17 protein-coding genes are annotated in these 23918 nt (G+C 66.3%); 13 read left to right on the plus strand and 4 right to left on the minus strand.

Going from position 1 to position 23918, the window contains the following annotated elements; all coding sequences use genetic code 11:
* Together hisS and CH274_RS08240 are read left to right on the plus strand one after the other, a co-directional pair.
* The gene (hisS, locus tag CH274_RS08235; protein ID WP_094657103.1) at nucleotides 1-1272 is read left to right on the plus strand and encodes a histidine--tRNA ligase; all 1272 of its coding nucleotides are present in this window, start codon (nucleotides 1-3) and stop codon (nucleotides 1270-1272) included.
* Nucleotides 1262-1915 (plus strand): hypothetical protein, encoded by a 654-nt coding sequence (locus tag CH274_RS08240; protein WP_094657104.1) that lies wholly within the window; start codon nucleotides 1262-1264, stop codon nucleotides 1913-1915. The genes hisS and CH274_RS08240 overlap by 11 nt, the downstream gene beginning before the upstream one ends.
* Before the next feature lie 7 nt (nucleotides 1916-1922).
* Here CH274_RS08240 and CH274_RS08245 read toward each other — a convergent pair whose 3' ends face one another.
* Complete coding sequence (locus CH274_RS08245; RefSeq protein WP_094657105.1) at nucleotides 1923-2393, minus strand: DUF3237 domain-containing protein; 471 nt, start codon at nucleotides 2391-2393, stop codon at nucleotides 1923-1925.
* A gap of 125 nt (nucleotides 2394-2518) precedes the next feature.
* On the opposite strand from CH274_RS08245, the gene CH274_RS08250 reads away from it, so the two are divergent.
* Nucleotides 2519-3547, plus strand: a complete 1029-nt coding sequence (locus CH274_RS08250; RefSeq protein ID WP_094657106.1) for an Rv2578c family radical SAM protein — start codon at nucleotides 2519-2521, stop codon at nucleotides 3545-3547.
* 9 nt (nucleotides 3548-3556) lie between these two features.
* Here CH274_RS08250 and ypfJ read toward each other — a convergent pair whose 3' ends face one another.
* Entirely contained in the window at nucleotides 3557-4474 is a 918-nt protein-coding gene (ypfJ, locus tag CH274_RS08255; RefSeq protein ID WP_094630111.1) for a KPN_02809 family neutral zinc metallopeptidase, read from the minus strand.
* Between the two features lie 169 nt (nucleotides 4475-4643).
* Between ypfJ and aspS the strand changes: the two genes are divergently transcribed.
* Nucleotides 4644-6428 (plus strand): aspartate--tRNA ligase, encoded by a 1785-nt coding sequence (aspS, locus tag CH274_RS08260; protein WP_094657107.1) that lies wholly within the window; start codon nucleotides 4644-4646, stop codon nucleotides 6426-6428.
* Between the two features lie 68 nt (nucleotides 6429-6496).
* Here aspS and CH274_RS08265 read toward each other — a convergent pair whose 3' ends face one another.
* Nucleotides 6497-7564 carry a hypothetical protein gene (locus tag CH274_RS08265; protein WP_094657108.1) on the minus strand — a complete coding sequence of 356 codons (1068 nt, stop codon included), beginning with the start codon at nucleotides 7562-7564 and terminating at the stop codon, nucleotides 6497-6499.
* A gap of 127 nt (nucleotides 7565-7691) precedes the next feature.
* The gene (locus CH274_RS08270; RefSeq protein WP_256993502.1) at nucleotides 7692-8294 is read right to left on the minus strand and encodes an RDD family protein; all 603 of its coding nucleotides are present in this window, start codon (nucleotides 8292-8294) and stop codon (nucleotides 7692-7694) included.
* Between the two features lie 206 nt (nucleotides 8295-8500).
* Here CH274_RS08270 and CH274_RS08275 point away from each other — a divergent pair, with 206 nt between their 5' ends.
* The 9 genes from CH274_RS08275 to CH274_RS08315 all read left to right on the plus strand — a co-directional run bounded on the left by CH274_RS08275 (nucleotide 8501) and on the right by CH274_RS08315 (nucleotide 23869).
* Nucleotides 8501-11890 (plus strand): transglutaminase family protein, encoded by a 3390-nt coding sequence (locus CH274_RS08275; protein ID WP_094657277.1) that lies wholly within the window; start codon nucleotides 8501-8503, stop codon nucleotides 11888-11890.
* Nucleotides 11891-12018: 128 nt separating this feature from the next.
* The gene (locus tag CH274_RS08280; protein WP_094657109.1) at nucleotides 12019-14715 is read left to right on the plus strand and encodes a circularly permuted type 2 ATP-grasp protein; all 2697 of its coding nucleotides are present in this window, start codon (nucleotides 12019-12021) and stop codon (nucleotides 14713-14715) included.
* Entirely contained in the window at nucleotides 14715-15614 is a 900-nt protein-coding gene (locus CH274_RS08285; RefSeq protein WP_045199773.1) for a transglutaminase family protein, read from the plus strand. Before CH274_RS08280 ends, CH274_RS08285 begins: the two co-directional genes overlap by 1 nt.
* A 155-nt stretch (nucleotides 15615-15769) precedes the next feature.
* Nucleotides 15770-16939: a kinase gene (locus CH274_RS08290; RefSeq protein ID WP_094657110.1), complete on the plus strand. Its 1170-nt coding sequence runs from the start codon at nucleotides 15770-15772 to the stop codon at nucleotides 16937-16939.
* Between the two features lie 49 nt (nucleotides 16940-16988).
* On the plus strand, nucleotides 16989-18398 hold the full coding sequence (locus CH274_RS08295) for a replication-associated recombination protein A (RefSeq protein ID WP_254924105.1): 1410 nt from the start codon (nucleotides 16989-16991) through the stop codon (nucleotides 18396-18398).
* Between the two features lie 42 nt (nucleotides 18399-18440).
* Nucleotides 18441-21110 carry an alanine--tRNA ligase gene (gene alaS / locus CH274_RS08300; protein WP_032397977.1) on the plus strand — a complete coding sequence of 890 codons (2670 nt, stop codon included), beginning with the start codon at nucleotides 18441-18443 and terminating at the stop codon, nucleotides 21108-21110.
* Nucleotides 21111-21115: 5 nt separating this feature from the next.
* Nucleotides 21116-21646 (plus strand): Holliday junction resolvase RuvX, encoded by a 531-nt coding sequence (ruvX, locus tag CH274_RS08305; RefSeq protein ID WP_373453912.1) that lies wholly within the window; start codon nucleotides 21116-21118, stop codon nucleotides 21644-21646.
* Nucleotides 21643-23055, plus strand: coding sequence for an endolytic transglycosylase MltG (locus CH274_RS08310; RefSeq protein WP_094657111.1), 1413 nt, complete (start codon nucleotides 21643-21645; stop codon nucleotides 23053-23055). The genes ruvX and CH274_RS08310 overlap by 4 nt, the downstream gene beginning before the upstream one ends.
* Nucleotides 23030-23869, plus strand: a complete 840-nt coding sequence (locus tag CH274_RS08315) for a shikimate dehydrogenase (RefSeq protein WP_373453913.1) — start codon at nucleotides 23030-23032, stop codon at nucleotides 23867-23869. Before CH274_RS08310 ends, CH274_RS08315 begins: the two co-directional genes overlap by 26 nt.
* Nucleotides 23870-23918: the final 49 nt, after the last annotated feature.

Raw genomic sequence — 23918 nt, forward strand, 5'->3', positions numbered from 1 at the left:
GTGAGCAAGCCGACCGCCTTTTCCGCGCCCAAGGGCATTCCCGATTACTTCCCGCCCAACTCGGCCAAGTTCGTCGCCGTACGCGAAGGGTTGCTCGACGCAGCCCGCACCGCCGGCTACGGCCACATCGAACTGCCGATCTTCGAGGACACCGGCCTGTTCGCCCGTGGGGTCGGGGAGTCGACCGATGTGGTGAGCAAGGAGATGTACACCTTCTCCGATCGCGGAGACCGATCGGTGACGCTGCGCCCCGAGGGCACCGCCGGAGTCATGCGCGCGGTGATCGAGCACGGACTGGATCGGGGAGCGCTACCGGTCAAGTTGGCCTACGCCGGGCCGTTCTTCCGCTACGAACGCCCGCAGGCCGGCCGCTACCGGCAGCTGCAGCAGGTGGGGGTCGAGGCGATCGGCGTCGACGACCCTGCACTGGATGCCGAGGTCATCGCCGTGGCCGACGCCGGTTTCCGGGCCCTGGGTCTGACCGGCTTCCGGCTCGAGATCACCTCGCTCGGCGACGACACCTGTCGACCGCAGTACCGAGAGCTGTTGCAGCAGTTCCTGTTCGCCCTTCCGCTCGACCAGGACACTCGCCGACGTGCCGAGATCAACCCGCTTCGTGTGCTCGACGACAAGCGGCCCGAGGTGCGCGCGATGACCGCGGACGCACCGCTGATGCTCGATCACCTCTCGGATTCGGCGAAGGAACACTTCGACGAAGTGCTGGCCTACCTGGACGTGATGAACGTCCCGTACCTGGTGAACCCGCGAATGGTGCGTGGCCTCGACTACTACACCAAGACGACGTTCGAATTCGTGCACGACGGACTCGGCGCACAATCGGGCATCGGCGGCGGCGGCCGCTACGACGGTTTGATGGAACAGCTCGGCGGGCAGGCGCTCTCCGGAATCGGGTTCGGCCTCGGGGTCGACCGCACGGTGCTGGCCCTGGCCGCCGAGGGCAAGACTGCGGGCGCGACGGCACGATGCCAGGTCTTCGGTGTTCCGATGGGTGCCGGTGCGAAGCTGGCGATCGTCGACATCGCGGCTCAGCTACGCGAACGAGGAATAGCGGTGGACATGGCTTACGGGAATCGCGGAATCAAGGGTGCCATGAAGGCCGCCGACCGATCCGGAGCACGTTTCGCGTTGGTGCTCGGGGATCAGGAACTGGCTGCCGAAGCGGTTCTGGTGAAGGACCTTTCGAACGGTGAGCAGGACACCGTTCCGATGGCCGACGTGGTCGACGCCCTCGGAGCGCGTCTTGCCCGGTGAGTCCCCGCCCGGTGACTCCCGGTCCAACGCGGGGCCGGTAGCACTGGACCTGGTCTCGGTGGAGTTGCTGAAACCGCGCCTGCGCAAGATCATGGTCGGGTCGGCGGCGATCGGGATCGTTGTCGCCGTCGTGCTGGCGCTGTTCGCGCCGGTGTGGGTCGCAGTTCTCGTCGGAGTGATCGTCGGCGGTCCCGCGGTACTGTCCGGCTGGCTCGGTCTGCGCCGCCGGATATGGCTCGACGGTCCGCAACTGTGTGCACGAGGGTTGCGCACTCGCCGACTGAAGATGCCGGAGGTGGTGACCGCCGAACTGACCATTCGGACGGCCGGCATCGATCAGATCTCGCTACGGCTCTACGACGGGCGTACACACGTCGTGGTTCCGCTTGCGCTCTACACCAGGGACGGGGGCCGGGAACTGCCGATTCTGTCGTTGCGCACCCTCGCCGACTCGCTGTGGACCACCGAGTTGGTGCCGGCTGCGGCGATCGCATCGGTGCTGGTCGATCAGCTGCGCGCCGAGGCACGCGACGCCGGGCTCGACCAACGGCCGCTCTACCGCGCCGTCGAACTCGTCCGTAGCAAGGGACGAACTCCGCAGGCGACTCTGACCGACCGGGAGGTCGCCCATCTGCTCGACTGAGCCGGGATCAGGTGACCAGGAATGCGTCGAGCACGACGGCTTCGGCCGAGCGAGATCCGGACGTGACGACGAGCGCACGGTTGAGATAGGTGAACTTCGGGACCGCGGTCGACACGCGCAGGGTGCCGCGGAAGTAGTACGTGGCGGGGTCCACCTCACGCTCGGGATCGTTCAGAGCGTCGATGACCTCGACCGGCCCGAACTGAACTCCGCGGTAGTCGAGCGAGAGATAACCGCCGGTTGCCAACTCCAGGACGAGGTCGGTGCTGAACTCGGTGCATCCGTCGGGCCGCGTCACGCTGACGACGGTCGACCCGGCGGCGAGGGTGCCCTCGATGTCGGGGCCGGGAGCTGCGCCGCCGAGCACGGTGGTGACCACCCGCTCACCGGCCGGCACCGAGCCGATGTCGATTCCCGGTCCGAGGGTGAGGCCGAGACGCAGAATCGGCTCGAGGGTCGGTGTGTTCGGGGCGGTCACTTGTGGTGCACTCCTAGGATCGGCGGGGGGCCTACGCTATCGCCTTCCGGTGACCACGCCCGAGCGGGGATCCGCGGGGGAGAGCCGCCCTTGACACGACATAGAACAAATGTTCGACTGTGTGCATGCGATGGGCCGGCCAGACTCTCGATGCCGCGGACGACGGGGCACTACCGGGGCTCGAGCGATCGGGACTGGTCCGCAGCGTCCAGACGCCCGAGTTCGAGGGCATCACCTTCCACGAAGTGTTGTGCAAGAGCGCTCTGAACGAAGTGCCGAGCGAATCTCAGGTGCCCTTCTCGTGGACCGTCAATCCGATGCGCGGGTGCTCGCACGCATGTCGATACTGCTTCGCCCGCCCGACGCACGAATATCTGGATCTGAACTCCGGCAACGACTTCGACTCGCAGATCGTCGTGAAGACGAACGTTGCTGCGGTACTGCGCAAGGAACTCGCGCGCCGGTCGTGGAAACGGGAGCCGGTGGCGCTCGGTACCAACACCGACCCCTATCAGCGCGCGGAAGGGCGATATCGGTTGATGCCGGGGATCATTCGAGCATTGGCCGAATCCGGGACGCCGTTCTCCATTCTCACCAAGGGCACACTGCTGCGGCGTGATCTGCCCCTGTTGACGCTGGCTGCGCAGCAGGTGGAGGTGCAGGTGAGCATCAGCCTGGCCATTCACGATGCCGACCTGCAGAAGCAGCTCGAGCCCGGAACCCCCAGTCCGCGAGCGCGATTGGATCTCGTTCGTGCGGTCCGCGATGCGGGCCTGGACTGCGGCGTTCTGGTGGCACCGGTGATTCCCTTTCTCACCGACGGGGCCAAGCAGTTGGACGGCCTCATCGGTGCCCTGGCAGAGGCAGGTGCGACAACCGTGACGGCGCTGCCGATGCATCTGCGTTCGAGCACCAAGGACTGGTACATGAGCTGGCTGGTGAAGGAACACCCCGCGTTGGTGCGTCGGTACCGTCAGCTCTACGGACACGGGGCCTATGTGACTCCTGAGTACAAGCAGTGGCTCAAAGCGAGAATCGATCCGCTGCTCGACACCTACGGGTTCGCCGCCGAGCAGACCCGCTCGCTGCCCGCCAACGAGCCTGCCGAACCCCCAGCACTGGTGACCTCGGGGCCGGCTCTCACCCTGTTCTGAGCTGGATGATCAGGGGTTGTTCAGGTCGCGTGCCGAGAACGTGTCGCAGGCCGCCACCTGTCCGGTTTCGTAGCCCGCGGTGAACCATGCCTGACGCTGCGCAGAAGAACCGTGCGTCCAACCCTCGGGGTTGACGCGGCCGGTGGATGCCTGCTGGATGCGGTCGTCGCCCACCGACGACGCCGCCGAGAGTGCGTCGTCGATGTCTGTAGCGGTCAGCGGCTCGAGGAAGGGGACTCCAGTTTTCGGGTCGACCGTCTCGGCTGCGTAGTGCGCCCAGATTCCCGCGTAGCAGTCGGCCTGCAACTCCACCTTGACGCCACCGGACTCGGGTCCTTGGGGATCGGCCTGCGCGCGTCCGATATCGCCCAGCTGATTCTGGATGTGGTGGCCGATCTCGTGCGCCACCACGTATTCCTGTGCGAGTGGTCCGCCGCTGGAGCCGAACTGGTCGACGAGTACCTGGAAGAAGCTCGTGTCGAAGTAGGCGGTGGAATCGGCCGGGCAGTAGAACGGCCCGACGGCGCTGGTGGCGTTGCCGCAGCCGGTGCCGGTCGAACCGGAGAACAATCTCACGGCCGGCTGGACGTAGGCGACGCCGGTCTGCGATTGCAGCTGCGATTCCCACACGGTATCGAGGCTCGCCACCGTGAAATCCACCCGGCAGTCGACGTTGCTGTTCGCCTCTGTGACGTCACAGTCGAGCGTTCCGGACGACCCGGAGTCGTTCTGGCCGGCGGAACTGTCGCCGCCGCTGATCTGGTTCAGGATCGCGCCGGGATCGCCGCCGAACAGCAGGGCAAGGACGATGACGACCAGTCCACCCGCGCCGCCTCCGATCGCCAACTTGCCGCGTCCGCCACCCCCTCCGCTGCCACCGACGGAGACTCGGCCTGGTGTCGATTGCGAGCCTTCTCTGAACGTCATGCTGGAGTTCCCCTCCGCCGAGCGCGCATCTGTGATGCGAACCGATACCGCCACTGTCGGCCCTAGCTTCGCATGCCGCGTTGCGATCTCGTTTCCTTCTACGGCGATGTGCTCCGTAGGATCGAGGATCGAACAACACGATCAGCGGATTTTTCTCGAAAGGACACCCGTGCTGCGCACCCACCTCGCCGGCTCATTACGCCCCGAGCACGTCGACCGAACCGTGACGCTGACGGGATGGGTGGCCCGCCGACGCGATCACGGCGGCGTCATCTTCATCGATCTGCGCGACGCGTCCGGTGTGTCCCAGGTCGTCTTCCGTGAGGGCGCAGCACTCGAGCAGGCCCATCGCCTGCGCGCCGAATACGTGGTGAAGGTGACCGGCAAGGTCGAGGGTCGTCCGGAGGGCAACGCGAACTACGAGATCCCCACCGGTGCGATCGAGGTCGAGGCCTCCGAGATCGAGGTCCTGTCCGAGGCCGCGCCGCTGCCGTTCCAGCTCGACGACCAGCCCGGCGAGGAAGCGCGGCTCAAGTACCGCTACCTCGACCTGCGTCGCGAGGGACCGGGCCACGCCATTCGCCTGCGCTCGCACGTCAACGCAGCAGCCCGCTCGGTACTCGCGCACCACGAGTTCGTCGAGGTCGAGACTCCGACGCTCACGCGATCCACTCCCGAGGGTGCCCGCGACTTCCTGGTGCCGGCGAGGTTGCAGCCGGGCAGCTTCTACGCTCTGCCGCAGAGCCCGCAGCTGTTCAAGCAGTTGCTCATGGTCGGCGGTATCGAGCGCTACTACCAGATCGCCAGGTGCTACCGAGACGAGGATTTTCGCGCCGACCGTCAACCGGAGTTCACTCAGCTCGACGTCGAGATGAGCTTCGTCACCCAGGACGACGTCATCCTCCTGGCCGAAGAGATCCTGGCGTCGCTGTGGAAGCTCGTCGGCCACCACTTCACGGCTCCGATTCCACGGATCACCTACGCCGAGGCGATGCGTCGCTACGGTTCGGACAAGCCCGATCTCCGCTTCGAAATCGAACTGGTCGAATGCACGGACTTCTTCTCCGACACCACGTTCCGAGTGTTCCAGGCCCCGTACGTCGGTGCCGTCGTCATGCCCGGTGGTGCATCGCAGCCCCGCAAGCAGTTGGACCGGTGGCAGGAATTCGCCAAGCAGCGTGGCCACAAAGGCCTCGCCTACGTGCTCGTCGGCGAGGACGGCACCTTGGGTGGCCCGGTTGCCAAGAATCTCACCGACGCCGAGCGTGACGGCCTCGCCGCGCACGTCGGCGCGAACAACGGCGATGCGATCTTCTTCTCCGCGGGCCCGATCAAGGCATCGCGTGGATTGCTCGGTGCCGTGCGCGGCGAGATCGCTCGCAAGCTCGACCTGATCGACCCGAAGGCATGGGCATTCGTGTGGGTCGTCGACGCTCCGCTGTTCGAGCCCACGTCCGACGCCACCGCCAGTGGTGACGTGGCCGTCGGATCCGGTGCGTGGACTGCCGTGCACCACGCCTTCACGTCGCCGAAGCCGGAGTCGATGGATACGTTCGACACCGATCCCGGATCCGCCCTGGCCTACGCCTACGACATCGTCTGCAACGGCAACGAGATCGGCGGCGGCAGTATTCGTATCCATCGCAAGGACATTCAGGAACGGGTGTTCGCGATCATGGGTATCGGCAAGGAAGAAGCCCAGGAGAAGTTCGGCTTTCTCCTCGACGCCTTCTCCTACGGCGCACCGCCGCACGGCGGCATCGCGTTCGGCTGGGACCGCATCACTGCGCTGCTCGCCGGCGTCGACTCCATCCGCGAGGTCATCGCGTTCCCCAAGTCCGGTGGCGGCATCGACCCGTTGACCGACGCGCCCGCCCCGATCACCCCGCAGCAGCGTAAGGAATCGGGCGTCGACTTCAAGCCGGAGAAGAAGGAAGAACCGGCCGAGGCCTGAGAAGTTTCGAAAACGACTGTCCCCGTAGCGCTGTGCGCTACGGGGACAGTCGTCTGTTGTCGAGCAGGTCAGCGTGCGGAGGACAGCGGCCCACCGGTCAGTACGCGGTAGGCGTAGTTGGTTGCGATCACCGAGATCGGGATGGTGAACAGCAGACCGAGACCGCACAGCAGCGCACCGACGATGTTGATCGCGGCCAGCAGCAGCAGGAGCAACACCACGGGACCGAAGTTCTTCACGGTCAGGTCGACACTCGATCTGATGGATTCGATCGCCGTCTGGTTGCGATCGATCAGGAACGTCAGTGCGAAATTGGCGAGGAAGCCGATCACGATCAGAACGACCGTTCCGAGGAACGGGATGAAACTGACCACCACACTCACGATCGTCCAGATCAGTGCGAGAACGGCGATCTGGCCGACGTTGGTGAGCTGGAAAAATCTACCGAACGACGGCTTCTGCGGGGCACCGGTCTCGTCCAGCGCACCTCGAACGTACGCGGCGTTGACGAAATACGACACGAACGTGAGGATCGCCGTCAGGACGACGGCCACCCCGGATGTCGTGGCCGTGAATGTCGTGTCGCCGCTGTCGGCTGCCACCATTGCCGCGGTGAACGTCGAGGCGAAGACCACGGCGAGACCGATAGCCGTCACGGCCCACACGATGGCGGTGATTCCGAGCCATGGGCCGACGTTGGCCTTGAATTTGTCGAACCCGTAACTCAGCGCTGCCCCGACGTCGAGCCGTCCGGGATTCGGACCCAGTGGCGTCTGCCCGTAGCCCTGGTTTCCGTAGGTGCCGGGCGGCGGCGGGTACGCACCGGGGGGCGGTGGATAGCCGCCGGGTGCACCACCCTGCGGTGGGTAGTTGCCGGGAGGCGCGTAGCCGCCCTGCGGTGGATAGTTCCCCTGAGGTGGATAGTTGCCGGGAGGCGGGTAGCCACCCTGCGGTGGGTAGTTCCCCTGCGGCGGGTAGCCACCCTGCGGCGGGTAGCTTTCGGCCGGGGGTGGGTACTGACCGCCGGGAGTCGGCGGGGTGTTTCCCGTGCTCGGCGGGGGAGTGTTGGGCGTGTCGGTGCGGTCGGGATCGAATCCCTCGCCGGGCCGGGGTTCGCCGGTCGGGTTGTCGCTCAACGTCGTTCTCCTGGTCTGTGGTCGGGAGGAATGGGGTGATTCGGGGCGTCGAGGCCCTTGAACATCCGGACGCAGACGAGCGGGCCTCCGCCGTGTGTCGGAGGTCCGCTCGTGCGTGGATGGGGTTTTACGAGATGGCGACGACCTGGGTTCCGCCGGCGAACTCGTCGTGCTTGCCCTGCTTGGTCGGGCTCGAGTTGATGGTCACCGCAATGACGATGTACGCCACGATCACCAGGAAGGTGCCGAGCAGCGGTACCACGTTCAGCAGCAGGAAGGCGTTGCGCTTGGCCGCTTCGGCCTGGGTGGGCAGTCCGCCCGATGCGCCGAGGGTTCGCAGACCGAGGAGCTGCTTGCCCAGGGTCCGGCCGCGCGAGGACTCGAGCAGCGTGAAGTACGCGAAGCCGAGGAGTGCGGACGCGAGGCTCAGCAGCACGGTTCCGAAGAACCCGCTCGGGAGAATCACGTACAGGATGAACTGGACGACCGCGAGAACGAGCCCGTCAAGGAAGCGGGCGGCGAATCGTGAGCCGAGGCTGCCGGGCTGCGCGCCGCCGGGCAGCGGGGAACCCGTGCCGAATGCCGCGTTGCCGCCGACCGGCGGCGGTGGATAGTTGCCCGGGGGTGGATAGTTGCCCGGGGGCGGGTAGCCGGACGCTGGATTCGTGGGGTACTGGGGTCGGTTCGGATCGGAGCCGTAGTGCGGTCCGTCGGATGGATTGTCGCTCACGAGATTCCCTTTGATTGCAAAGTGTGACGTGCGTCGAACGAATACTCGATTCTCGCTGAGCGAACCGCACCACGATGGGGGTGTCAAGGACTACGCGCCTGCCCGGTCGGCACATTTCGGACACGATTTCTCGCCGAGCGCACCGGGCCCGGTCCTACTAGGGTTGGGTGTTCTACCCATACCGGGACTATCACGAGGGGCTCGCCGTGGGCATCAAGGTTGCACTCGAACACCGCACCAGCTACAAATTCGACCGCACCGTCAAGATCTTTCCGCACGAGATTCGGCTGCGACCGGCACCGCATTCGCGTACTCCCATCGAGGCGTACTCGCTGAAGATCGAACCGGCGGAGCATTTCGTCAACTGGCAGCAGGACGTGTTCGGAAACTTCCTCGCTCGGGTGGTCTTCCCCGAGCGAACCGACCACCTGTCGATCACCGTCGGACTCGTCGCGGACATGGCGTCGATCAACCCCCTCGACTTCTTCGTCGAGGAATGGGCCGAGCACTTCGGGTTCGCGTACGAGGAGCACGACCTTCCCGACCTCGAGCCGTACCTGCGCCCGGTGGACGAGGGCAAGGCGGGATCAGGACCTGGCCCGGTGGTCTCGGCCTGGGTGGAGAAGCTACAGGCAGCCGTCGTCGAACGCGGAGAGTCGTTGCGCACCATCGATTTTCTCGTGATGGCAAACCAAGCCGTGATGGGGGACGTCGGGTACTCGGTGCGGATGGAACCGGGAGTGCAGACCCCGGATCTGACCCTGACGTCCGCCGTCGGGTCGTGCCGCGATTCGGCGTGGTTGCTGGTGTCGGTACTGCGTCAGATGGGTCTGGCCGCGCGCTTCGTCTCGGGTTACCTGGTTCAGTTGTCCTCCGACGTCAAGTCTTTGGACGGCCCGTCCGGGCCGGTGGAGGACTTCACCGATCTGCACGCGTGGACCGAGGTCTATCTCCCCGGTGCGGGCTGGGTCGGGATGGATCCGACCTCCGGCCTGTTCGCCGGCGAAGGTCACATTCCACTGTCAGCAACGCCACACCCGTCGACTGCCGCCGCGATCTCCGGTGCCACGAGCAAGTGCAAGGCCGAACTCGACTTCTCCAACACCGTCGTACGCGTCCACGAGGATCCGCGAACGACGTTGCCCTACACTGCCGAACAGTGGGAGTCGATCAAGGCGACAGCCGAGAAGATCGACAAGCGGATGCTCGATCAGGACATTCGATTGACCGTCGGCGGCGAGCCCACATTCGTCGCGATCGAGAATCAGGAAGCGCCCGAGTGGAACACCACGGCCGATGGCCCACACAAGCGCAAGCTGGCAAGTGTGCTCGCCGAACGGCTTCGCACCATCTATGCACCGGACGGCCTGGTGCAACGCAGTCAGGGCAAGTGGTACCCGGGTGAGCCGCTGCCACGGTGGCAAGTGGGATTGTTCTGGCGCACCGACGGTCAAGCCCTGTGGCACGACTCCGACCTGATCGCCGATCCCTGGTTGGCAGAGGATCTGCGCCCGGAACCGGTGGACAACTCGGCGACGCAGGAATTGATCGACGAGTTGGTCAAGGCTCTCGGACTGCCTGCCTCACAAGCGCGTCCCGCCTACGAGGACCCGTTGGTGAAACTGTTGGACCTGGTTCGTCAGCCCTACGGTGACCCGCCCGCCGACGACGACGACCTCGAACCGGGAGCCGATTCCGCGGACGCCAGGAAGCGACTGCTCGAACGGCTCGATGCCAGCACCGACGAGCCGGCGGCATTCGTGCTGCCCATCTCGCGCACCGAGGACGGGTCCGGCTGGGAGAGCTCGGACTGGAAGTTGCGCCGTGGCCGAATCGTGTTGTTGGAAGGCGATTCTCCCGCGGGCTTGCGGCTGCCCCTGCGAGCGATCTCCTGGGACGGGGGACCGGTCGAGAACCCGGCCGACCCCACCGCCCCCAAGCCGGATCTGCCGACACCGCAGCTCACGCAGCAGCCGCCGCGCGCGGTGAACCCGGCCGAGTCGCGGTACGCGCAGTTGGTCGACGAGACGTCCAGGGTCGGCGGCACCGCCGTCACCGCTCTGGTCGCCGAGGTCCGTGACGGCATCCTGCACGTGTTCATGCCGCCGATGGATCGGTTGGACGATTTCGTCGACCTCGTCTCACGCGTCGAGCAGGCGGCGTCGACCATCGACACCCCCGTCGTGATCGAGGGCTACGGCCCGCCGTCGGATCCGCGTATCCAAACCCTCACTGTCACACCGGATCCCGGTGTGATCGAGGTCAACGTGCAACCGACCTCCTCGTGGGCCGAACAGAACGAACTGATGGAGCGTCTCTACCTCGAGGCTCGCCAGTCCCGGTTGAGCACCGAAGGATTCGACAACGACGGCACCACCCGCGGAACCGGCGGCGGCAACCACATCACTCTCGGCGGCGTGACGCCGGTCGATTCACCCGTTCTGCGTCGACCGGATCTGTTGGTGTCGCTGCTCACTCACTGGCAGCGGCACCCGTCGCTGTCGTACCTGTTCTCGGGCCGCTTCATCGGCACCACCTCGCAGGCACCTCGCGCCGACGAGGGTCGGGAGGAATCGCTCTACGAGCTCGAGGTCGCATTCAGCGAGATCAAGCGACTGACCGGGGCCGATCGATCGGCCTCGCCCTGGGTGGTCGACCGAGCACTGCGGCACCTGCTCACCGACATCACCGGCAACACGCACCGCGCCGAGTTCTGCATCGACAAGCTCTACAGCCCCGACTCCACCCGCGGCCGACTCGGATTGCTCGAACTGCGCGGGTTCGAGATGCCGCCGCACCATCAGATGGCGATGGTGCAGTCACTGCTCGTGCGATCGATGGTCTCGCGATTCTGGGACACCCCGCTCGAGGCTCCGCTGATCCGGCACGGTGCCAATCTGCACGGCCGATACATGCTTCCGCACTTCGTGATCAGCGACATCGGCCGCGTGGCCGAGGACCTCCGTGAGCACGGTATCGACTTCGACACCAGCTGGCTCGATCCGTTCACCGAATTCCGATTCCCGCGGATCGGCACCACCGTGGTCGGCGATGCCGAGATCGAACTACGTGGCGCGATCGAGCCCTGGAACACCCTCGGCGAGGAGTCGACGTCCTCCGGCACCGCGCGGTACGTGGACTCCTCGGTGGAGCGGATCCAGGTTCGGGTCGCCGGAGCCGACGCGGGCCGATACATGGTGACGTGCAACGGGGTGCCGGTACCGATGGTGCGCACCGAGCGTCAGGACGTTCAGGTCGCCGGTGTGCGCTACCGCGCCTGGCAGCCGCCGAGCGCTCTGCACCCGACGATCGAGGTGCAGAGTCCACTGCGTTTCGACCTGGTGGAAATGCAGACCGGACGCGCAGTCGGTGGATGCTCGTACCACGTCGTGCATCCGGGCGGGCGCTCGTACGAGGGGCCTCCCGTCAACTCGGTCGAAGCCGAGGCTCGCCGCAACGGCCGCTTCGAGGAGGGCGGGTTCACCTCGGGGAAGGTGGACGTAGCAAGATTGCTCGAGATGCACGCTCGCCAAGCGATCGATGTGTCCGCGCCCGGCATGCTCGACCTGCGCCGGACCGGAGTCATCACGTCCTGAGACGCGACTGCACAGGAGAACGAGTCGACCGGTAGCGATCTCGGTCCGACGCGTATCGGGTGGGTCCGCAGCAAGCGGAGCCGCCCGGCGGCGGAGTGTGATCGACCGACGGAAGGAACAACGGCTCGATGGTGCCCGTGGATACCACCCTGAGTGGAGCCGGCAGGAACGACGATGTCTCGAGTGGAGCCGGCAGGAACGACGGTGTTTCGAGTGGTGCCGGGTCGCCGTGGCTCGCGTACCGCGGTCGGCGCGAGGCCGTGAGCGGTCGCGTCGATCGGTTCGACGAGTTGCTCGACGCCGACGACGCCGTTCGTCCGCATTGGGCGGAGTTGGTCGACGGTATGCGTGAGGCCGGCTCCGGTGCCATGCAGACGTTGCAGTCGCGGGTGAGCCGTCTGGTCGACGACCACGGCATCACGTACAACCCCATTCCGCCGTCGGGTGGCAGCGAGGCATTGCCCAGTGCTGTTCGGTGGGGGTTGGACAGTGTTCCGTTGGTGGTCGCGGCCGATGAGTGGGATCGTCTGGAAGCCGGTTTGGTTCAGCGGTCGATGCTGCTCGACGCGGTGCTCACCGATATCTACGGGGCCCAGGAAACCGTTCGTCGGGGGTTGATTCCGCCGGAGTTGGTCTTCGGTAATCCGGGTTATCTGCGCACTGCGCACGCGATCACCATTCCGGGGCCGCATCAGCTGTTCATGCATGCCGCCGATATCGCCCGAGGTTCGGACGGTGAGTTCCGAGTCGTCGCCGACCGCACGCAGGCACCGTCGGGAGTGGGGTACGCGCTCGCCGATCGACGGGTGATGTCGCGCGCGATGCCCGAGTTGTTCCAGGCGAGTAACCCGAGGCCGCTCTCGACGTTCGCGCGCGCGGTGCGCCTGGCGCTTCGCGATGCTGCGCCCGCGTCGGCCGAGAATCCGGTCGTGGTGGTGCTCAGTCCTGGTTCGCACTCCGAGACGGCATTCGATCAGGCTTATCTCGCAACGGTTCTCGGTTTTCCGCTGGTGGAGAATGCGGATCTCGTGGTCCGTGACGGTTGTCTGTGGATGCGGTCGCTCGGCAAGTTGCGCCGGGTGGATGTGGTGCTGCGCCGAGTCGACGCCGAGTTCGCGGACCCACTCGATCTACGTCCGGATTCGCACCTGGGTGTCGTCGGTCTGGTCGAGGTGTTACGCCGCGGGGCCGTGAGCGTGGTGAACACCCTCGGTAGCGGTGTGCTCGAGAACCCGGCTCTGCTTCCGCTGCTTCCGGCGTTGAGCCGTGCGCTGCTGGACGAGGATCTGATTCTCGGTTCGGTACGGACCTACTGGGGCGGTGACCCGAATCAGCTCTCGCACATCGGCAGCCGGCTGCGTTCGCTGGTACTGCGGTCGACCACCTCGCGTCGCACGGTGGTTGGGCACGATCTCACCGACGTCGCAGCCAGGGAGCTGTGGGATCGAATCGTGGCCGAGCCGTGGAAGTGGACCGGGCAGGAAGTCCCCGAGTTCTCGCTGGCTCCGGTCGGTTCGTCGATCGACGGCGAGTCGGGGTCGCAGTTGGCGGTAGCCCCTGCGCAGGTGGGGATGCGGCTGTTCACGGTTGCGCAACGGGGTGGGTACACACCGATGCGCGGCGGCCTGGGGCAGGTGGTGCTCACCGCACCGGTCACCGATCCGCTCATCACGGTGGCGTCGAAGGACGTGTGGGTCAAGTCGGTGGAACGGGTCACCCCGGCGGACTCCGCTCCGCACACCCCTCCCGCCACGGTGGAGGAGTTGCCGCAGTACGCCGCGTCCAACGTCGATGTCGTCAGCTCTCCGCGTGTGCTCGGTGACCTGTTCTGGTTCGGGCGCTACAGCGAACGTGCCGAGGACATGACTCGCTTGCTGATCGCTGCGCGCGAACGCAATCAGGACTATCGCTCGATGCCGTGGCTCGAGGGCAGCGACAGTCTGCCGATCCTGCTCGAAGCGGTCACGAAGGTCTCGCGTACCTGGCCGGGGTTCCTCGACGAGAAGAACCACGGCGACGCGACCGTGGAAATGCGTTCGCTGATGCTGTCGACGGGCCGTATGGGTTCGCTGGCGCAATCGGTGGACCGGATGCAGCAAGCGGCGCGCGCGGTACGCGACCAGCTCTCGAACGACACCTGGGCGGTTCTGAACCGCATCGACACCGCGCTGGAGGAGCTGGCCGAGTCACCAGTTCACAACGGCGCGCAACTGGCGTCGTCGCAGTCGAGTGTGCTGCGTGGTCTGCTCGCACTGTCCGGCCTGGCGTCGGAATCGATGGTGCGAGACGCGGGCTGGTACCTGATGGACGCCGGTAAGCGGATCGAGCGTGGTCTGCAGCTGACTGCGCTGCTCTCGGCCACCCTGAGTCACGCTCTCACCCCGTCCACGGAACAGGCGGTCATCGATTCGGTGTTGTCCGCCGCCGAGTCCTCGGTGATCTACCGCAGACGCAACAGTGGGCGCGCGCGTCCGGCGGCCGTCGCGCAGCTGTTGCTGTTCGACGAAGGCAACCCGCGAGCGCTGGTCTACCAGCTCGACCGGCTTCGGGACGATCTGGGTTCGTTGCCCGATGCCTCGGGCACGTCACGGCCCGAGCAGCTCGTCGAGCAGATGCGGGTGCGATTGCGACGGGTCGACCCGGGCGATCTGGAGTCGGTCGACGCGAACGGTCGCCGGGTGGAGTTGCTCGAACTGGTGGAGGGGATCCACGACTCACTCGAGGAGTTGTCTCGCGTCGTCCTCGCCACGCACATGTCGTTGCCCGGCGGCACGCAGCCGCTGTGGGGCAGCTCGAACATCCGATCTGCGAACGGGGTGCGGTGATGAGTCGGCGGTATCGAATCAAGCACATCACCACCTACACGTACTCCGACCGCGTGACCTCGTCCTACGGCCGTGGATTCCTGGCTCCGCGCGACATGGACGGGCAGCACTGCGTGGAGAAGTCCGTCACGGTGGAGCCGGCACCGACCGATCAATCCTTCGGTGTCGACGTCTACGGCAACGAGGATGTGTACTTCCACGTCACCCAGGACCACGAGAAACTGGTGGTGACGGCGGATTCTCTCGTGGAGGTGTATCCGCGCCCGGCGGACGAAACCACGTCGTGGCCGGCGACGGCGTCGTGGGAGTCCGCTCGGATGGCGCTGTTCGGTGCGAACGTGCCTGCCGATCCGGCTCGCGCGTCGGCTGTGGAGTTCGCTCTGGATCTGCCGACCCCGGAGATCACCGACGAGGTACGCGCTTACGCCGCACCCAGCTTCTGGCCGGGTCGTCCTCTGGCGGACGTCGTGGTCGATCTGACGCATCGGATCTTCACCGATTTTCGCTATCTCTCGGGCTCGACGACGGTCTCGACCACCGTGGTCGACGTGCTCGCCGCGCGATCGGGAGTGTGTCAGGACTTCGCTCGTCTCGCGATCGCGTGCTTGCGGTCCCAGGGTCTCGCGGCGAGGTATGTGTCGGGTTATCTCGCCACCGAACCTCCGCCCGGCAAGGAGCGGATGATCGGTGTCGACGCGACCCATGCGTGGGCTGCGGTGTGGATGCCGAACGATCGTTGGCTGGCCTTCGATCCCACCAACGATCAATTGGTGGACGAGCGGTACGCGACCGTGGCGTGGGGACGCGACTACGCCGATGTACCTCCACTGCGCGGGGTGATCTACACCGAAGCGGAGGAGAGCACCATCGCCGTGTCGGTGGACGTTGCACCGCTGTAGCGAACCCGGCATAATCTGATGGCTCGGGGGTAACCGACCACCTGGTCGAATCTGGGGATGCAGAACGAAAAATGCCGCAAAACGGACAATCGTGTCTCATTCGTAGTCGTCGACACAGCACAGCAGAACGCACCGAACGGGTAGCTTGGACATCGATGACCGCAACACTGGCAGACCCTGTATCAGAGGTAGTAGCAGCAGCTCAGCGACTCCTCACCAAACGCACCGGAGCTCCGGTGACGTTGATCGACCCGGTGAACCTGGGGGGTAGCGGCCAAGCGATCGTGTTGCGAGTCCGAGTCTCCGAGAACCCGTTTCAACTTCCCCGCACCCTGGTGATCAAGCAGGTCCGCGACCTGCCCGCCGAATCCGGACAGCCCGCCGAGCTCGCCGACATCTCCAGCTCGAGTGCGTTCCTGCGCGAGGCGGCCTCGTACCAGTTCGCCAACGCCCTGGCCACGGACAGCAGGCCAGGACCCGAGCTGCACGCCTACGATCTCGATGCGCGGCTGCTGGTGCTCAGCGATCTCGGCGACGCCAGTCCCATCACCACTCTGCTGCGCAATTCCGACGAAGCCGCGGTGACCAATTCTCTGATGGCCATGGCCCAGGCACTCGGCCGCATGCATGCCGCCACCGTCGGCCGCGAGGACGACTTCGCCGCTCTGTTGCGTCGGGTGGGGCAACCGGACTCGACCGACGGTATCTCCGCCCAGATACCGGGCGCGCTCGCCGAGGTTCCAGGGATGCTGACCGATCTCCTGGGCGTCGGAGCCACCCCCGATGCGATTCTCGATCGCGTCTCTCGCAGCGGACGGCTGTTCGCGCACGGAGCCTTCCGTGCCTTCAGCCCGTCCGACCTGTGCCCCGACAACATCATCGTCAACGACGAAGGCGTGCGATTCCTCGATTACGAGTGGGGCGGATTCCGTGACGCCACCCTCGACATCACCTACGCGTTGGCGTCGTTCCCCGGTTGCCTGTGCAGCTTCGAGCTCTCGCACGATCGCGAGCAGGCGATGATCGACGCCTGGCGCGCGGAAGTGGTGGGCATCTGGCCGGCATTGGCCGACGACACCGCCCTGGCGAGCAAGATCCTCGACGCGCGTCTGATCTGGGTGTGGCTGAGCACCTACTGGTTCCTGCCCGACGACCACACTCGCATCGCAGCCGCGCGGGCGCACCATCTGTCGGTTCCGCGGTCGCAGGCACTGATCTCGCGGTGGACGGTGCTGGCGGACAGTGCGGCGCGCGTCGGCGAAACAGGCATCGCGGAGTACGCGACGTCGGTCGGAACCGCTCTGCGGACGAAGTGGGAGCGCTGAGAAAGACGTCGTTCGCGCTCGCGGCGGTCGGATCGGTAGCGTTCGACCGGTGAGCAGCGGTTTCGGAAGTGACATCTCGGGCGGGGACATCTCGGGGAGCGACGAGTTCGGCGAGGACGGACTCTTCGACAGTCCTGCGGCACCGGAGGCGACGATCGCCGAATCCCGTCCGACGTCCGCCTATGTCAGGCCCGACGCCCCGCTGGCGGTGCGAATGCGGCCGACGACCCTCGACGAGGTGGTGGGGCAGTCTCATCTGTTGGCTCCCGGCGCACCGCTGCGGCGGCTCGTCGAGGGCTCCGGTGCGTCCTCGGTGATGCTCTACGGTCCACCGGGAACCGGCAAGACGACGCTGGCGTCGCTGATCTCGGGGGCGACCGGACGCAAGTTCGAGGCCCTGTCGGCCCTGTCGGCCGGAGTCAAGGAAGTGCGCAACGTCATCGAACTGGCGCGACGCCGACTCCTCTCGGGTGAGCAGACCGTGCTGTTCATCGACGAGGTGCACCGGTTCTCCAAGACGCAGCAGGATGCACTGCTCGCCGCCGTCGAGAATCGGATCGTGCTGTTGGTGGCTGCGACCACCGAGAACCCGTCGTTCTCGGTGGTGTCTCCGCTGCTGTCCCGGTCGTTGGTGCTGCAGCTGCAACCGCTGGGATCCGAGGACATCGAGTTGTTGCTCACTCGTGCCGCCAACGATCCGCGCGGATTGGACGGTGCGGTGACCATCGCCGAGGACGCCATGGATCACCTGGTGCGTCTCGCGGCCGGCGACGCCCGCCGAGCGCTGACGGCTCTCGAGGCGGCAGCGGGTGCCGCGACCGACGGAACGCTGGACCTCGCGACGGTCGAAGCCAGTGTCGACAAGGCCGCCGTGCGATACGACCGCGACGGGGACCAGCATTACGACGTCATCAGTGCGTTCATCAAGTCGATCAGAGGGTCCGACGTCGACGCCGCCCTGCACTATCTGGCTCGGATGATCACGGCAGGCGAGGACGCGCGGTTCATCGCGCGGCGTCTGGTGGTGCACGCCAGCGAGGACATCGGGATGGCCGATCCCACCGCCTTGCAGACCGCGACGGCCGCTGCCAGCGCGGTGCAGATGATCGGGATGCCCGAAGCGCGGTTGGCTCTGGCGCAGGCCACGATCCACCTGGCGACCGCCCCCAAGTCCGGGGCGGTGATCGGCGCACTCGGTGCGGCGATGGCCGACGTGGCGGCGGGCAAGTCGGGATCGGTGCCGCCGCATCTACGCGACGGCCACTACAAGGGAGCGCAAGGATTGGGAAACGCCGTCGGGTACCGGTACCCGCACAGCAGTCCCGGCGGCGTGCTGGGGCAGCAGTACCCACCGGACGAGCTGGTGGGCGTGAACTACTACGAGCCCACCGAACACGGCGCCGAGCGAGAAATCGCGACCAGAGTGGGGAAACTGCGACGCATCATCCGAGGCCGATAGGCCCTCGAGTCGGTACACGGCCTCGGACGCTACCCTGTATCAGTGCAGACCCATGAGATCCGCAGGCGTTTCCTCGACCATTTCGTGAAGGCGGGACACACCGAAGTACCCAGTGCGTCGTTGATCCTCGACGACCCGAATCTGCTGTTCGTCAATGCGGGCATGGTCCCCTTCGTCCCCTTCTTCCTCGGTCAGCAGACACCGCCGTACAAGACGGCGACGAGCGTCCAGAAGTGCGTGCGCACCCTCGACATCGAGAACGTCGGTATCACCACCCGCCACAACACGTTCTTCCAGATGGCAGGCAACTTCTCGTTCGGCGACTACTTCAAGCGCGACGCCATTCGGCATGCCTGGTCGCTGTTGACCGACAGTGTCGAGGACGGCGGGTACGGGTTCGACCCCGAGCGGATCTGGGCCACTGCGTATCTCGACGACGACGAGGCCATCGAGCTCTGGAAGGAGATCGCAGGCCTGCCCGACGAACGAATTCAACGTCGCGGAATGGCCGACAACTACTGGTCCATGGGCATTCCCGGGCCCTGTGGCCCGTGCTCGGAGATCTACTACGACCGCGGACCCGAGTTCGGTGCCGAGGGTGGTCCCGAGGCCGATGAGGACCGGTACATCGAGATCTGGAACCTCGTGTTCATGCAGAACGAACGCGGCAAGGGGATCAGCAAGGACGATTTCGAGATTCTCGGTCCGCTGCCGAAGCAGAACATCGACACCGGCATGGGCGTCGAGCGCGTCGCATTCCTACTGCAGGGCGTGGACAACGTCTACGAGACCGACCTCGTCCGACCGGTCATCGCCAAGGCCGAGGAGCTCTCGGGACGCGCCTACGGTGCGAATCACGAGGACGACGTCCGCTTCCGGGTCATCGCCGATCACGCCCGCACCGCCGCGCTGCTCATCTCCGACGGCGTCAACCCCGGCAACGACGGCCGCGGCTACGTGCTGCGCCGGCTGCTGCGCCGCATCGTGCGATCGGCACGGCTGCTCGGAGCACCCGACGAGACGATGGCGCAGTTCATCACCGTCGTGCGCGACACGATGGCCGAGTCCTACCCGAACCTCGTCACCGACTTCGATCGAATTCTCACCGTCGCTGTGGGGGAGGAGACCGCGTTTCTCAAGACCCTCACCTCGGGTTCACGGCTGTTCGAGGGTGCCGCCGAGGCAGTCAAGGCGTCGGGTGCGAAGAAGATCGGCGGCGCAGAAGCGTTCGCACTGCACGACACCTACGGGTTCCCGATCGATCTGACGCTCGAAATGGCCGCCGAGGCGGGGTTGTCGGTCGACGAGGACGGATTCCGGTCGCTGATGGCCGAGCAGCGCAACCGGGCCAAGGACGACGCCCGCGCCCGTAAGCACGCACACGCCGACCTGACGGTCTACAAGGACTTCGTCGACGGTTCGCCGACCGAGTTCACCGGATTCGACGAACTCGGTTCCGACGCAACGGTGTTGGCGTTGATCTCCAACGGCGTCCGGGTTCCGACCGCGGTTGCGGGAGAGCGGATCGAGATCATTCTCGACCGCAGCCCTCTCTACGCCGAGTCCGGTGGCCAGATCGCCGACATCGGCACCATCACCGCGCCTGGGCTCTCGGTCAAGGTCGACGACGTGCAGAAGATCGCCAAGAAGCTCTGGACTCACAAGTCCGTGGTCGAGTCGGGGCAGATCACCGAGGGCGACACCGTCCACGTCGACGTCGATCACGCCTGGCGCAAGGGTGCGACGCAGGGCCACTCCGGTACCCACATGGTGCACGCGGCCCTGCGACAGGTCCTCGGTCCGAACGCGACGCAGGCGGGTTCGTTGAACAAGCCCGGCTACCTCCGATTCGATTTCTCGTGGCAGGGCGCGCTCTCGGAGGCGCAGCGCGACGACATCGAGAACGTCGCCAACGACGCGGTCGGCTCGGACTTCGCGGTCAACACCCTCGTCACCGACCTCGACAGCGCCAAGAAGATGGGCGCGATGGCCCTGTTCGGCGAGAACTACGGCGACGAGGTGCGGGTGGTCGAGATCGGCGGACCGTTCTCGATGGAACTGTGCGGTGGTACGCACGTGCAGCACTCGTCGCAGATCGGACCGGTCACCATTCTCGGTGAATCGTCCGTCGGCTCCGGAGTGCGCCGCGTCGAAGCATTCGTCGGCCTCGACTCCTACCGCTACCTCGCCAAGGAACGCGCGCTGCTGGCCGGCATCGCGTCCTCGCTGAAGGTTCCGTCCGAGGAGGTCCCGGCGCGCATCGAGACCTTGGTCGAGCGCTTGCGGGTCGCGGAGAAGGAACTCGACGCCGTCAAGGCCGCCGCTGTGCTGGCCTCGGCAGGTGAGTTCGTCGGCAAGGCCGAGCGATTCGGTGACGTGCGAGCGGTGGTTGCCCGAGCACCGGAGGGTGTCGGCGGTAACGATCTGCGCACCCTGGTGACCGACATTCGAGGACGACTGGGCACCGATCCGGCCGTGGTGGTGCTGTTCGGCACCGTGAGCGGCAAGGTCCCGTTCGTGGTCTCGGCCAACAAGGCAGCTCAGGATGCAGGCGTCGCGGCAGGCGATCTGGTGGCGGCCTTCGGTCCGAGCATCGGTGGCCGAGGCGGCGGCAAGCCCGAGTTGGCCCAGGGATCGGGATCGGACGTCGCCGGAATCGACGCCGGTATCGACGCCGCGCGGGCTCGACTGACCGAACTCACGACCCACTGACGATCGTGGTGACTCAGGGGCGTGGCCCCGATCGGCCCGGTGCCGACGATCCCGGACGTGGCCGTCGTATCGGCATCGACGTCGGCAGCGTCCGCATCGGCATCGCCGCGAGCGATCCGGACGGTGTGCTGGCCACGCCGGTCGAGACCGTGCCACGCTCGAAGATCAAGGGTCCCGACGCGCCGGATGTGGTGCGAGTGGCGGAGATCGTCGCCGAGTACGAGGCAGTCGAGATCGTGATCGGGCTTCCGCGGACGCTGCGCGGAGAACGCGGCAGCGCCGTCGAGGCAGCCGAGAGATTCGGCCGTTCCCTGTACCGGCGGTTGGGTGATGTTCCGATTCGGATGGCCGACGAGCGACTGACTACCGTGAGCGCATCGCGTGCGTTACGGGACAGTGGAGTGCGAGCCAAGAACCAACGATCGGTGATCGATCAGGCTGCGGCGGTGGCGATACTGCAGGGGTGGCTCGACGAGCGCCGCGCCGTATCGGATCGTGCAGCGACGAATTCAGGATCGACGGAGGTCGACGAGTGAACTACCAAGGGCCCGATCGGGACCGCCGAGACCCGCGCGCGGACGAGGCGCACACCGACCCGATCGGCTATTCGGTGGACGAGGGCAGCGAGTTCCACCGCAGCCTGCACGGCCATCCGCAGCGGCAGGAGCCGCACCCACGGGCCTCTCGTCACGGCGATCGCGAGCCCGATCGCGAGGCCGAGCGCCCAGCGGTGCCCCAGGAGGTCGGACGCAGCCGTGCTGCGAGCCGCAAGGACCGAGCCGCGTCCAGCCGCAAGCGTCGCGGCCGCTTGGTGGCTGCGGTGCTCGGGCTCGTGTTGATCGTGGCAGTGGCAGGCGGAGGATATTTCGCGGTGAACAAGTTCGGCAATCGCACGACACCGAACGCGGACTTCGCCGCAGGCTCACCGGGGGACGGCGTGGTGATTCAGGTTCATCCGAACGACACCGCGCAACAGATCGGTACCCAGGCAGCGGACAAAGGTGTCGTGGCCAGCTCGGGGGCGTTCCTCGAAGCAGCGCTGTCGAACAACGCCATCACCTCGGTTCAACCCGGCTTCTATCTGCTCGCCAGCAACGTGCCTGCCTCGCAGGCCGTCTCCGAACTGGTCGACCCCGCGTCCCGAGTGGGCAACATGGTGATCTCCGAGGGCCGCCAGTTGCACGACGCCCGCGACGTGAACACCGGTGCGGTCAAGAAGGGCATCTACACCCTGATCTCCGAGGCCAGCTGCGTGGACCGAACCGGCAGTGGAACCCCGACCTGCGTGAGCTACGACGACCTCAACGCAGCCGGAGCTGTGGACGACCCGGCTGCCCTGGGCGTGCCCGACTGGGCCACCGATCGCGTCGAAGGAGTCCCGGACCGCGATCGGCAGCTCGAGGGCCTGATCGCCGCGGGAACCTGGGACTTCGATCCCAGCGCGGCTCCGACCGACATCCTCGAGCAGTTGGTGTCCGAGAGTGCCACCCGCTACGAGGACACCGGAATTCTCACCGCGGGCGCCAACTCCGGGCTGACTCCGTACGACACCCTCGTCGCCGCGTCGCTCGTCGAACGTGAGTCCCTGCCCCAGGACTTCAGCAAAGTGGCCCGGGTGATTCTCAATCGCCTCGCCGTACCGCAGAAGCTCGAGTTCGACTCGACGGTCAACTACTCGCTCGACACGACCGAGGTGGCCACCACCGACGCCGACCGTGCCCGAGTCACCCCGTGGAACACCTATGCCAGCGAAGGGCTACCGGCAACCCCGATCTCCTCGCCGAGTATCGGTGCGGTGCAGGCGGTCGAGATGCCCGCCGACGGTGACTGGTTGTACTTCGTGACCATCAACCAGGCGGGCGAAACCCTGTTCACCCGCAGCTACGAGGAACACCTGGCCAACATCACCAAGGTCGAGGGTGGATTCCTCGACAGCGGCCGCTGACGTGCGCGCCGCGGTGCTGGGAAGCCCCGTCGAACACTCGAAGTCGCCCGTGCTGCACTGCGCTGCGTACCGCGCGCTCGGCCTCACCGACTGGACCTACGAGCGCATCGACTGCACCGGTGAGCAGTTGCCCGGCCTGCTCGACGGTTTCGGCCCCGAATGGGTCGGCGTGTCGGTCACCATGCCGGGCAAGGTTGCCGCTCTGGAGTACGCGACCGAACGCACCGCGCGGGCAGTTCTGGCCGGCTCGGCGAACACCCTGGTGCGGACCGCGTCGGGCTGGCGCGCCGACTGCACGGACGTCGACGGAATCGTGGGTGCACTGCGCGACGCCGGAGTCGAGGACCTGTCCGGTAGCACCGTGACGGTGGTCGGTGCCGGGGGAACGTCGAGGCCGGCGATCGTGGCGCTGGCCGGGCTCGGAGCGGCTGCGGTCACCGTGGTCGCTCGGTCGGCCGAGCGCGCCCGGGACACACTGGACTGCGCCGTCGCCGCGGGAATGCGCGCGGAGTTCGTGAACATGACAGACCCTCGTCTCGCCACTGTCGCAGCGGCCTCGGCGGTATTGGTGAGCACCGTTCCGGCGGCCGGAGCGGCCGACATCGCGTCGGATCTCGCCCATGCGCCGCTGGTACTCGACGCTATCTACGATCCGTGGCCGACGCCCCTGGCAGCTGCCGTGGAGGCGGCCGGTGGAACCGTCATCAGCGGATTGTCGATGCTGCTCAATCAGGCCTACGGGCAGGTGGAGCAATTCACCGGCAAGCCGGCACCACGAGCGATCATGCGGGACGCGCTGGCCACCGTGCGGTGAGCTTCGTCCGCCGATAGTCCACGGGCCGCGAGTTGTCCACAGGCCGTGA

Origin of the sequence: Rhodococcus sp. 06-418-5, from assembly GCF_002258285.1 — a bacterium.
GTDB lineage: Bacteria > Actinomycetota > Actinomycetes > Mycobacteriales > Mycobacteriaceae > Rhodococcoides.